We start from the raw sequence: 12,417 nt of genomic DNA on the forward strand, positions 1-12,417 counted from the left end.
CACTTCCCCGTTGTCATCTTCGTTGTCGCCTTCGGCGACTGCCTTCAGATTCCCTCGGGCGCATCTACACGCCCCGCGCCCCCCAGGCCGACGCCACGCCGGGCTCCGGTGGCTTGAACTTGCCGGGCGTTGGGGCGAGTTGGGTTCTTAAGGTTCTTGCCGGCGTCCGTGTGGGCATGGAGCGTTTGGCGGGGCCCGCCCCACGGCGGCCGCGCGGGCGGCCTGGTGGAGTTTACGCTGTGTCTTGCGTCCGGCGATGACGCTTCGCGCTCGCGGATGCAGATGCTCCCAGGTGTCTGACACCCCTACGCGGTGTCCTTCAAACTGCGGGTCGTTATGCGGGGTGTCTGACACCGGCCATAAGAAAAACGCACCTCAACTGGCCGTGGCCGCCTTCAACCACGCCGAACACCCGGCCGGTGCCGCCGACCCGCTGACGTACATCGCGCCCGAGGCGAATAAGCGCAACTTCTTCGCCGTCGGGATCGCGGTCATCACCCACACTGATCCCTGCGAATCCGCCCAGACGACCCGCGCATCGGTATCCGCCAGCGCCTGGAACATCGCCCCGGGCGACGCGCCGGGCCGCAGCGCGATGACGGTGGTGTCGGCGTCCGCGCGCAAGGGAAAGAGATTTAACATCCCCCCCGCCAGCACGCCTGCGACCAGCAAGGTGGCAAACGTCTTGCCCGCCCGCCCTGTCGGCGGCGGGCGGCGATGGTTGCGCGTGCGCCAGCCGTACAGCAGCGGCACCAGGCCGAACACGACGAACCAGGCCAAGTCCCAAACCAGCGGGTTGTCCGCGTCCATCTTGATGCGATGTATGCCGGTGATCCAGTGCGAGAGCAGTGCGTCGATGATGTGCCAGACGCCGAAGCCGATCCAGAAGTGGCCCCAGCGCGGACGGATTGCCGGGCTGGTCGTAGCGGCAGAGCGCGCGCGGTACAACTCGATGAGTCCTGCGGCCGCGACGATATACATGATGGCGTGGAAGACGCCGTCGGCGGCGACCTGGGCGCTCAGGCTGCCGAGCGGGCCGGCCTGCACGTTGGAGAGCAGGTGATGCCATTGCAGGATCTGGTGCAGCAGGATGCCGTCGAAGAAGCCGCCCATGGCGAAGCCCAGCAGGATGCTGGCGCGGCGCACGCGGTGGGGAACGGTCGGATCATCGGGAGGGCGGACAAGTTTCATTAGGGCTCCTGGAATAAGGCCCTCCGCAAGCATCGTGCCGATCTCGCGCGGGCCGCGCGGCTTGAAAGCATTGCGCGGATCACCGGCCATTGCGGGGCAAGGCGTAGGCTCGCCGTGGATATTTTTCGACCGCCGTCGCAGGATCTGCGTTGGCTCGTGCGCCCGCGCAAACGTTTTTGATGAATCGTCGCGCGGCATGGCAGTTGCTGCGCCACGCCTGATCGCGTGTTGCGGTCACGTCAAAGGAGATTCTGATGAAAGCACTTTGCTGGCACGGCAAACACGACATCCGCTACGACACCGTTCCCGATCCCGTCATCGAGCATCCGCGCGACGCGATCATCAAGGTGAGCGCGTGCGCGATCTGCGGATCCGATCTGCATCTGTTCGACGGATTCATGCCCGGCATGAAGTCCGGCGACGTCATGGGTCATGAGTTCATGGGCGAAGTCGTGGAAGTCGGCGCGCAGGCGCAGAACTTGAAGATCGGCGACCGCGTGGTGATCCCGTTCACCATCACCTGCGGGGAATGCGACCAGTGCAAACGCGGCAACTTCTCGGTCTGCGAACGCACCAACCGCAACGCGGCACAGGCGGCCAAGATGTTCGGCCACACGACGGCCGGGTTGTTCGGCTACACCCATCTGACAGGCGGCTACGCCGGCGGCCAGGCGGAATACGTGCGCGTGCCGTTTGCCGATTCGACGCACGTGCAGGTGCCCGATGAACTGTCGGATGAACAGGTGCTTTTTCTGGGGGACATCCTGCCCACCGGATGGCAGGCGGCCAAGCAGTGCGACATCGAATCGACCGACACGGTGGCGGTGTGGGGCGGCGGCCCCGTCGGCCAGATGGCGATCAAGAGCGCGATTCTGCTGGGCGCGCGCCAGGTGATCTGCATCGAGTCCGTGCCGGAGCGCCTGCAGATGGCCCGCGATTGCGGTGCGGTCACGATCAACTTTCAGGACGAGGACGTCGTGGAACGGTTGAAGGAGCTGACCAACGGCAAGGGTCCGGAGAAATGCATCGACGCGGTCGGCATGGAGTCGCATGCCAGCAGCTCGATGGAGCATCTGTACGATCGCGTGAAGCAGGCAGTGGGCGCCGAGACCGACCGACCGCACGTGCTGCGCGAAATGATGTACGTGTGCCAGCCCGCCGGGATCCTCTCGGTGCCGGGGGTGTATGGCGGCATGATCGACAAGATTCCGTTTGGCGCGTCGATGAACAAGGGTCTGACCTGGCGCATGGGCCAGACCCACGTGCGGCGCTGGACGGACGAGCTGCTGGACCTCATCGTGCAGGGCAGAATCGATCCGTCGTTCGTCATCACGCATCGCGCCAAGCTGCAGGCCGGGCCTGATTTGTACAAGACGTTCCGGGACAAGGAGGACCGCTGCATCAAGGTCGTGCTGACGCCTTGACGCTTTGACCACCCGAGGCCGGATGTCCCGCATCCGGCCTTGCGATTGTCAGGGTTCCGGCTGCACGGTGTCGCACAAGGCGTCAAGTTCCCGCGTGACTTCGTGCCAGGACCAGCGGATGAGATCCACGGCCACGCGCTCGCGGGCCGTGAATCCGCCGCCGCTCGCGGCTTCCTCCACGGCGGCATCAAGTTTGGCAAATGGCTCGCCGGTGCTGCACATGGGCGCTTCGGCGCCCTTGTCGCGAATCACCCGGGCCAGCCCGTCGATCTGCTGCCGCGCAGCCTGCGCGACGTCGTGCAGCGCGGGGCCCAGACGGAGGCAGACGTTGTCGGTCAGTTCCATGCCGCCGACGCGTTCCATCAAGGGCACGGTCAGCCACAGTTCCTCGATCCGTTCCTGCAGCCGATGGGCCTGCGTGTCCGCGCCCAGGATACGAATGGGCACCGATCGCGACTGGCTCGCCATGTCGCGAGCGCGCCAGTGGGTACGTTCGAGCGCGGGCTTGTCGCGCGGCCGAGGGCGGGCACGCCCTTCGTTGACCGCGGCGGCCCACTCGACCAGCAGCTCGCCGTAGAGCTGCAGCGAGGCGGCAAGGTTGTAGCGCATGCTGTATCGAGCCGAGAGGGGAAGCACCGCGAAGGCGGCAAGAATTCCGGCAATGGACCCCACGACGATGGCGAGCGTCTTGTTCACCGCGCCGGCCACGATGTCGGCGTCCGGCGTGACGGTGAGGATGGTCGCGGTGACCAGGCTGTAGTTCAGCGTGGGCCAGCGTATCGACAGGCAGGCGGCGGCGCCGACGCCGGCCACGATGGCCCACGGCGCGGGAATGTTGGCGGCGTGGGCCAGCGGCACGAGCGTGATGCCCAACGCCACCCCGATCAGCGCGCCCAGGATGCGGGCAGCGGCCTCGCCGACCGTGCCCTCGAGCGTGGCGCGCACCACAAAGAGGGCGGAGAAGGCGCCCCAGGCGACGTCGGGCATCTGCCACCACGTCATCCAGCCGTAGGCCAGCAGCACCGCCGCGACGGTTTGCAGCGGAAGGCGGACGTTGTCCTCGGCGATGGCGGCGCGGTAAGCGGCGGCGCGTTTCGCCAAATGGGTAAAGAGGGGGCTCATCGGCAACTGATTCATCTACAACTTGGCGGGAACGGCGCGCGCGTCGGCCGTATCTTCAGACAGCGGAAAGAACGGGCGCTCATAGGGCAGCGACCGCACGCGGAAGGCCGCGTGCGGTCGCTGAAGGCGCAAGGCAAATCCGGGTGGGCTGGCTCAGGAACCGGCTTTCTTGGGACGTCCGTACGGATCTTTGCCGGCCGGCGCTTGCGAGCCGCCGGCGGGGTACCCCGAATTGGAGTCCGCGTTCTGATTGACATCGCCCGACGGCGGACCGTCCACGGCCGGCTGGCCCGTGTAACCGGTGTCGGCGCGCTCGACGTGGGGGGAGGGCGGCGGATTGGGCGGGGGAGCGGGTTTCGAGTCAGTCATGGGAAGATTCCTTTCTCAAGCCAGGTTGTGATACTTGCGCCCGATCTCCATCGTGGCGCGGTAAAAGCCTTCCTTGCTGCCGCAGTCATAGCGCACGCCTTCGTATTCGAAACCGAAGACCTTGCGCGACTTGAGCAGGGCGGCGATGCCGTCAGTCAGCTGGATTTCGCCGCCCACGCCCGCCTGGGTGGCTTCGAGCAGCGCGAAGATCTCGGGCTCAAGGATGTAGCGCCCGACCACCGCCAGATCGGTCGGCGCATCCTCGGGCTTGGGCTTTTCCACGATGCCGGTCAGGCTCATGACGCCATGCGCCTTGCGGCTGCCGGACACGATCCCGTACTGGTGCGTGTGGGTCTTGGGCACCTGCTGGATCGCCAGGACGCTGCCCTCGAACTCCCGGGCCACCTTCATCATCTCGCCAATCACGGGGGCGTCTGCATCTATCATGTCGTCCGCCAGCAGCACGGCGAACGGTTCGTTGCCTACAATGGTCGCCGCGCAGAGCACCGCATGGCCCAGCCCCAGGGCGGCTGGCTGGCGGGTGTAGACGCACTTGACGCTGTCCGGGATGACGTTGCGGACGGTCTCGAGCAGTGCGTTCTTGTTCTTCGCCTCCAGGTCGTACTCCAGTTCGGGCACCCGGTCGAAGTGATCCTCGATCGCCCGTTTGTTGCGGCCGGTGACGAAGATCAGTTCGGTAATGCCTGCCGCGACCGCTTCTTCGACGGCATACTGGATCAGCGGCCGGTCGACGATGGGCAGCATTTCCTTGGGCATGGCCTTGGTGGCGGGAAGAAAGCGGGTGCCGAGGCCCGCGACGGGGAACACAGCTTTACGAATCGGTTGCATTGCTCAGGCCCTCTATGCCCGGACGGCGCCTGGAATGGACCGCCCACTGACATGCGTTACAGCAAATTCCGTGCCCGTCTGGCGATTGCTGTAATAGGATTGCGCGGACGGCACGGCGTTTGCTGAGCGCACTGAATATGAATAGATATGCAGGTGGGGAGATTGCATGACTTCGTTACCGGATTTTCCGTCCGAGGACCCTTATCGCCTTCTAGTAGGCGCTGTGAGGGACTACGCCATCTATCTCCTCGACGCCAAAGGTCGGGTAAGCAGCTGGAATCCTGGCGCTGAACGGTTCAAGGGATACAGCGCGGACGAGATCATCGGTCAGCATTTCTCCGTTTTTTACACATCCGAAGACCGAAATGCCGGGGTGCCGCGGCGCGCGCTGGAAACGGCGCGGTTGGAGGGTCGCTTCGAGGCCGAAGGGTGGCGCGTCCGCAAGGACGGCAGCACCTTCTGGTGCAGCGTGGTCATCGACCCGGTCCACGACGACCGCGGCGTCCTCGTGGGCTACGCCAAGATCACGCGCGACATCACCGAACAGAAGGAGCGGCGCGAGCAGCTCCAGGAAGCGCGCGACTCCATGCACCACGCCCAGCGAATGGAGGCCATCGGCCGCCTGACCGGCGGGGTCGCGCACGACTTCAACAACTTCCTGACGGCGATCCGCTTTTCGGCGGAGTTCATCAAGCGCTATCCGGAGCTGCCCCCGTCGTTGATGCGCTATGTGGGCATCATCATCGACACCACCGAAAAGGCGGCCCAGCTGACCCGGCAGTTGCTTGCCTACGCCAAGCGGCAGCCGCTGCAGCCCCACGTGTTTGATGTGCGCGACAGCCTGGCGTCGATGCGCCAGCTCTTCGAGACCTCGGTCGGGTCGTCGGTCGCGATCAGCTATGAGTTCGGGCCGGGCGACTGCACGATCTTCGCGGATCCGGGGCAACTGGAATCGGCCTTGTTGAATCTGGTCATCAACTCGCGCGATGCCATGCCGTCCGGTGGCCAGCTCAAGATATTGGCCCAGGTCGTGCCCGACGCGTCGGAACTGGTAGGCCATACCAAACTCAACGGTCCGCACGTCGCGCTGTCGGTGCAGGATTCTGGCGCGGGGATCGCGCCCGGCGTGCTGGCGCACGTGTTCGAGCCTTTTTTCACGACCAAGGGACAGCACGAGAATTCCGGGTTGGGCCTGAGCCAGGTGCAGGGCTTCGTGCAGCAGTCCGGCGGCGATGTCACGGTGGACAGCACCGTGGGCATGGGAACCACGTTTACGCTCTACCTGCCGGCCGTGAAGTCGCCCGGCGTGGCGGTCGAGACGCCCGCGTCAGGCGTCATGGTCAACGTGCCGGTGCGCCGCGAGGTGCTGCTGGTGGAGGACAACCGCATGGTCGGCGAGGTGGTGTCGGCGTGGCTGGCGGAGCTTGGCCAGGACCTCACTTGGACGGTCGATGCCGAGAAAGCGCTGCACGAACTGGAACAGCGCGACGGGGGCTTCGACCTGGCGATCCTGGACCTCGTGCTGCCCGGCATGAACGGCATGGACCTCGCCCGGCGGATCCGCGAACGCTGGCCCGGCATCCGAGTCGTGCTTGCAAGCGGTTACAGCGATGCGATGGCCGGGCCGCGCGCCTTGGGCTTTCCGGTGATGCAGAAGCCGTACTCCGTCGATGCGCTGATGCAGGTGCTGACCGACGACGCGCACACGATGCCTTGAGCGAAGACCTAAACGCGGCGAAAACGGCTTCGGGCCGGAAACTCGGATTGCTGCACGAATATGCCAATGCAAAGGATTGCCCATGGAAACAGGAACGACCTTCTCGCGCGCGCGGGATGCCATCGCCCGGGAACTGGGCGTCACCACGGCGTTTGACGCCGCCGCAGCGCTGGAGAAGCGGATCGCGTTCCTTGCCGATTACCTGACGCGGTCAGGCCGCGCAGGCTATGTCCTGGGAATCAGCGGCGGGGTGGACTCCACGGTGGCGGCGCGGATCGCGCAGCTTGCCGTCGAGCGCGTCCGCAGCCAGGGGAAACCGGCCACGTTCATCGGAGTGCGCCTGCCCTATGGCGAGCAGCGCGACGAGGAGGACGCGGCGCAGGCGCTGGATTTCATTGCGCCCGACCGCCGCATGCGTGTCGACATCAAGCCGGCCGTGGACGCGCAACGCGAGGCGCTGAGCGCTGCTGGCCTTGAGTACCCGAACGAGGCGGCCGAGGATTTCAACGTCGGCAACATCAAGGCGCGGCAGCGCATGATCGCTCAGTATGCGATTGCGGGCGCGTTCGATTGCCTGGTGATTGGTACCGACCAGGCCGCCGAGGCGTTGATGGGTTTTTTCACCAAGCATGGCGATGGCGCGGCGGACGTGCTGCCCCTGCGCGGCCTGACCAAGCGGCGCGTGCGGGCGCTGGGAACGTTGCTGGGCGCGCCGGACCGGCTGGTGCTCAAGGTCCCGACTGCCGATCTGGAATCACTGCGGCCGCTGCGCCCGGACGAGGACGCGTACGGCGTGACATACGCGCAGATAGATGCGTATCTGGAAGGCGAGGAGGTCGCGGACGACGCAGTCGCGGTGATCGAGCGCCAGTACCGCGCCACGGGTCACAAACGGTCCTTGCCGCCAGGACCGATGGAATGATCTGGCCTCTCGGCCACCGTGCGGGATCTCCGTCTGCGAGACAGCTTTCATGGCGTCTGACGCAGCCCAGCGGCTGTATCATTGCCGATACCCCCAAGCAAGCGACTACAGGCTAAAAATGTCCGATTCCCCGTCCGCTCCCAATAACAAACCGGGAGTCGCCCGAAGTGACCTGAACTTTCCGGTGGTCGGGATGGGGGCCTCGGCCGGGGGGATCGACGCGCTTAAGACGTTCTTCTCGCACATGCCCGCCAAGCCGGGCATGGCCTTTGTCGTCGTGGTGCATCTGTCTCCCAACCACGAAAGCGTACTCGACAGGATTCTCCAGTCCAGCACCCGCATGCCGGTCATGCAGGTCACCAAGCCGGTGCCGATTCAGCGGGATCACATCTACGTGATTCCCCCGGCGGCCTCGCTGTCGATGGTCGATGGCTATCTCCGCGTCTCGATGGGCGCCAGCCGGCCGGAAGGCCGTCACATCGCCATTGACGAATTTTTCCGCACGTTGGCCGATGTGCATACGACCCGTGCCGTGGGCATCGTGCTGTCGGGGGGCGGGTCGGACGGCTCGGTGGGCCTGGCCCGCATCAAGGAGCAGGGCGGCGTGACGTTCGCGCAGTTGCCCGAGGAAGCAGAACACGGAACCATGCCGCGCAATGCGATTTCCACAGGCATGGTGGACATTGTGCTACCTGTGGCCGACATGCCGACGCGTCTCAAGCAGATCGCGGAAAACATGGACAGCATCCACCTGCCGCCGCTGACCGAGGCTGAGGCCTCCGGAGCCGCCGACGCCGAGCAGGCGACTGACGAGTCGCAACAGGATCGCAACGCGCTGCGGGACATTCTTGCCCTCTTGCGCGCGCGCACTGCGCACGATTTCCGCCACTACAAGAAGGCCACGGTGCTGCGCCGAATCGAGCGCCGCATGCAGGTCACGGGCGTGTCGACCCTACCCGAATACGGAAAGCTGCTCCAAGAACGCATCGACGAGACCCCCAAGCTGCTGTCCGACATGCTGATCGGCGTCACGCAGTTTTTTCGCGATAAGGAAGCGTTCGCCAATCTGGATGAATACGTGTTGCCCAAGTTGTTCAAGTCGCTGGGCAACTCGCCGGAAATGGCGTTGCGCGCCTGGGTGGCGGGGTGTTCCACAGGCGAAGAGGCTTATTCGCTAGCCATGCTGATGAGTGCGCAGGCCGAAGCGTTGCCCCAGCCGCCCAAGATCCAGCTGTTTGCCACCGACATCGACGAATCGGCGCTGACCGTGGGCCGGGCGGCGGCTTATCCAATGGCCATCAAGGGCGACGTTCCCGAAGTCATGCTGCAAAGCTACTTCAGCCGGCAGGACAATGAATACCGCATCAAGAAGGACGTCCGCGAGCGGGTGCTGTTTGCCGTGCACAACATCCTGCGCGATCCACCCTTTTCGAAGCTGGATCTGGTCAGTTGCCGCAACCTCTTGATCTACCTGGACCGCAACGTGCAACGCGACGTGTTGCGCATGTTCCACTTCGCGCTGAAGCCGGGCGGTTATCTTTTTCTTGGCAGTTCCGAATCGGCCGATGCGTGCCCGGAGCTCTTTCAAGTGGTGGACAAGCGTCACCGCATCTACGCCGCACGGGAGACGCCGGCGCAACTGAGCGGCATGCCTGAACTCACCGACGGGGGGCTCAATTACGTTCGGCCGGTGCACGCGTCGTCGGCGCCGGTGCGCCAGCCCAAGGTCTCGTATGCCGCCGTGCATCAACGCGCGCTAGAGATGTATGCGCCGCCCAGTGTCATCGTCGACGCCCACAACGACATCGTGCACATTTCGGAGCGGGCAGGCCGCTTCCTGCGCCACCCGGGCGGAGAACCCTCGCGCAATCTGCCTTTGTCGGTGCATCCAGAATTGCGCACGGAACTGCGCACCGCGATGTTCCAGGCCCTGCACTCGCGCAAGAGTGTCGAGGCGCGGCGCGTGAGAATGACGTTCGGCGAGCGCCAGACCTACGTCAACATGGTGGTGCGGCCATTCCGGCATGAGGAATCGGCTAGCGATTACATGCTTGTGCTGTTCGAGGAAGTCGAGGACATCATGAGCGCCGAGGGTGCAGCGGGTCCGACGACTGGCTCCGCGGTGGTACTGACGCAACTGGAGGCCGAACTCCAGCGCACCAAGGGTCAGTTGCAGGCGACCATCGAGCAGGCGGAAACCTCCACGGAAGAGCTCAAGGCCTCCAACGAGGAGCTTCAGGCCATCAATGAAGAGTTGCGTTCCACCACGGAAGAACTGGAGACCGGCAAGGAAGAACTGCAGTCCGTCAACGAAGAGCTGATTACGGTCAACGCGGAACTGAAGGCGAAGGTCGATGAAACCGCGAAGATCAACGACGACCTGCAAAACCTGATCGCGTCAACCGATATTGCCACGGTGTTCGTGGACCGCATGATGCGCATCCAGTGGTTCACGCCCCGCGCGGCCGATATTTTCAATGTAATTCCGAGCGACGCCGGACGTTCGGTGCTCGACATCACACATCGTCTGGATTATCCGGACCTGGACAAGGACGCCGCCGGCGTGTTCGAGTCGCTGCGGCCCCTGGAGCGCGAGGTGCACAGCACGACGGACCGTTGGTACCTGGCACGGCTGCTGCCCTACCGCAGCGCCGAGCATCGCATCGAAGGTGCGGTCCTTACGTTCATCGACATCACGGACCGGCGCAAGGCAGAAGACCGCGTGCGCCTGGGCGAAGCCCACTTGAAGCTGACGACCGAAAGCGCGCGCGACTTCGGGATAATGACGCTGGATAACGAAGGCATCATCACCAACTGGAACATTGGCGCGGAACTGATGTTTGGCCATACCAGCGCTGAGGCGGAAGGCAAGTCCATTGCAATCATCTTCACCGACGAGGATATCGCGGCAGGCAGACCCGGGTATGAGTTGGACCGCGCCAGGAAGATCGGCTACGCCCCTGACGAGCGGTGGCACAAGCGCAAGGATGGCAGCCTGGTGTTCTGCACGGGCGGTGTGAACCGGATGGACGATCCGGTTTACCAGGGGTTCGCCAAGATTGTGCGCGACGTGACCGACCTGAAATTGCGCGACGCCGAGCAGGAGTCGCGGCTGGACCGCGCGCACGCGGATAACGTGCTGAAGGACGAATTCTTTGCGGTCGTGTCGCACGAACTGAAGCACCCGCTCAACCTGATCCAGCTCAACACCGAGCTGCTGGCCCGCACGCCGGCCGTGCGCAATTTCGCGCCCGCGGCGCGCGCCACGGACCTGATCCAGCGTTCGGTCAAGGGTCAGGCCCGCATCATCGACGATTTGCTGGACCTGTCGCGCGTGCGGACGGGCAAGCTGGCGCTGAACAGGTCGATCATCGACGTCGTGGCCATCGCGAAGAACATTCTCGATGTGCTGAAACCCGTGGCGTCGTCCGCCGGCATCGAGCTGCGTAGCGACTTTGACCCGGCGCGGGCGATCTACCTGGATGCGGATCCCGTACGGATCGAGCAGGTGATTTGGAACCTGCTGAACAACGGGATCAAGTTCACGCCCGAGGGGGGTTCCGTCGCGCTCAAGCTTGCCGTCGAGAAGAACCGCCTGAAACTCGAAGTCGCGGATACGGGCCAAGGCATTGATCCGTTGTTCATCGGCCGCGTGTTCGACATGTTCAGCCAGGGCGACGCGCGGCAAAAGACAGGCGTCACCCCGGGACTGGGCATCGGCCTGGCGGTTGTCAGCGAACTGGTGGGCGCGCATGACGGCACGATCCAGGTCCATTCGGATGGCGTCGGCCTGGGCGCGCGCTTCACGGTGTGGCTGGACCTGGCGGGCTCCCTCGAAGCCCAAGACGCGCCGCAACCCAACGCCGACATGCCGCTGGAAGGGCTGAAGGTGCTTTTGGTCGACGACTCCGAGGACGTCCTGCACATCATGCACGAGCTGCTGGACATGGAAGGGGCCGACGTGACGGCCGCCTCCAACGGCCGCCAAGCGTTGGAAATTCTTGAAACCGCCCGCTTTGATTTGATGCTGTCGGACATCGGCATGCCCGAGATGGACGGCTATACATTGATGCGGGCCATTCGCCAGAAAGACGGCGGCGGCGACCTGCCTTCCATCGCGCTGACCGGTTTTGGCGCCAAGGAAGACATGCGGGAGGCCGTCAGCGCGGGCTTTTCCGCCCATATCAGCAAGCCGGTTTCGCTGGATGATCTGCTTGAAGTGGTACGCAAGCTGCGGCTACGCGGGTAATTCGCACGTCTCGGGAAGGGGACACCCACTTGCGCTTAGCCGACGCTTCCCGGCTCGCCTTACTACGGGTGGATTCCTTCTGTTCCTATTTGTTTAGTCTGGCAACAGGTTGCCCGCGGATCGCTGCCCGTGCCGCTTGCTCCCATCGCAGTAGTCTGCGCAGCAGTTTCCAACGCTTCGCTTTCGTCCCCGTAAGCCCACAGTGCAAACGAGAAAAGCTTGCACGAAGCGCCACCTCTACTTAAGCTGTGCTTTCGCGTCGCGCCCAGCACGTACCGTGCCAGCGCCCGCCAGCGGATGTTCCATCCGCCGCTCGACCACGCAGCACGTTTTCGGCCTGTCTTCCTCGTCAACGACATAAAGGATGCTTGTGCGAAAGTCGATGGTCTTGTTTGCGCCACCTAGCGCCCGGCTGTCGCCGGGCCCGAGCTTGCCTTGCCAGAGCCGGGCAGGTTCCGCCCGGGTCGGATTTTTTCCGAACGGCGCCTTTCTCCGATTTCAACGCGATATCTCCACGGCGCCTTGCTGCGCCGGCACTTCATAAGCTGCACGTCAGTCCGGCGCGCCCCAGGCG

The 12,417-nt window shown here is 64.4% G+C and carries 8 protein-coding genes; 4 read left to right on the plus strand and 4 right to left on the minus strand.

All coding sequences use genetic code 11. The annotated features are described in order from the left end of the window. Nucleotides 1-375: 375 nt before the first annotated feature. The gene (locus tag AC6LJW_RS28795; protein WP_498088908.1) at nucleotides 376-1,389 is read right to left on the minus strand and encodes a DUF2243 domain-containing protein; all 1,014 of its coding nucleotides are present in this window, start codon (nucleotides 1,387-1,389) and stop codon (nucleotides 376-378) included. Between the two features lie 56 nt (nucleotides 1,390-1,445). On the opposite strand from AC6LJW_RS28795, the gene AC6LJW_RS28800 reads away from it, so the two are divergent. Next, nucleotides 1,446-2,615 carry a zinc-dependent alcohol dehydrogenase gene (locus tag AC6LJW_RS28800; protein WP_427986184.1) on the plus strand — a complete coding sequence of 390 codons (1,170 nt, stop codon included), beginning with the start codon at nucleotides 1,446-1,448 and terminating at the stop codon, nucleotides 2,613-2,615. 48 nt (nucleotides 2,616-2,663) lie between these two features. Here the strand turns inward: AC6LJW_RS28800 and AC6LJW_RS28805 are convergent, their stop codons facing one another. From AC6LJW_RS28805 to galU, 3 genes are all read right to left on the minus strand, one after another. Then, entirely contained in the window at nucleotides 2,664-3,737 is a 1,074-nt protein-coding gene (locus AC6LJW_RS28805) for an FUSC family protein (RefSeq protein ID WP_235512108.1), read from the minus strand. 153 nt (nucleotides 3,738-3,890) lie between these two features. Next, the gene (locus tag AC6LJW_RS28810) at nucleotides 3,891-4,106 is read right to left on the minus strand and encodes a hypothetical protein (protein WP_498088909.1); all 216 of its coding nucleotides are present in this window, start codon (nucleotides 4,104-4,106) and stop codon (nucleotides 3,891-3,893) included. A gap of 15 nt (nucleotides 4,107-4,121) precedes the next feature. Beyond that, nucleotides 4,122-4,955, minus strand: coding sequence for a UTP--glucose-1-phosphate uridylyltransferase GalU (galU, locus tag AC6LJW_RS28815; RefSeq protein ID WP_498088910.1), 834 nt, complete (start codon nucleotides 4,953-4,955; stop codon nucleotides 4,122-4,124). 166 nt (nucleotides 4,956-5,121) lie between these two features. Between galU and AC6LJW_RS28820 the strand changes: the two genes are divergently transcribed. The 3 genes from AC6LJW_RS28820 to AC6LJW_RS28830 all read left to right on the plus strand — a co-directional run bounded on the left by AC6LJW_RS28820 (nucleotide 5,122) and on the right by AC6LJW_RS28830 (nucleotide 11,843). Continuing rightward, nucleotides 5,122-6,672 carry a PAS domain-containing hybrid sensor histidine kinase/response regulator family protein gene (locus tag AC6LJW_RS28820; protein WP_498088911.1) on the plus strand — a complete coding sequence of 517 codons (1,551 nt, stop codon included), beginning with the start codon at nucleotides 5,122-5,124 and terminating at the stop codon, nucleotides 6,670-6,672. An 82-nt stretch (nucleotides 6,673-6,754) separates the two neighbouring features. After that, nucleotides 6,755-7,594, plus strand: a complete 840-nt coding sequence (nadE, locus tag AC6LJW_RS28825) for an NAD(+) synthase (RefSeq protein WP_056563716.1) — start codon at nucleotides 6,755-6,757, stop codon at nucleotides 7,592-7,594. Nucleotides 7,595-7,787: 193 nt separating this feature from the next. Further along, on the plus strand, nucleotides 7,788-11,843 hold the full coding sequence (locus AC6LJW_RS28830) for a CheR family methyltransferase (protein WP_498088912.1): 4,056 nt from the start codon (nucleotides 7,788-7,790) through the stop codon (nucleotides 11,841-11,843). Nucleotides 11,844-12,417 lie beyond the last annotated feature (574 nt).

The sequence above is a fragment of the Achromobacter sp. 1012554356 genome (genome assembly GCF_059760815.1).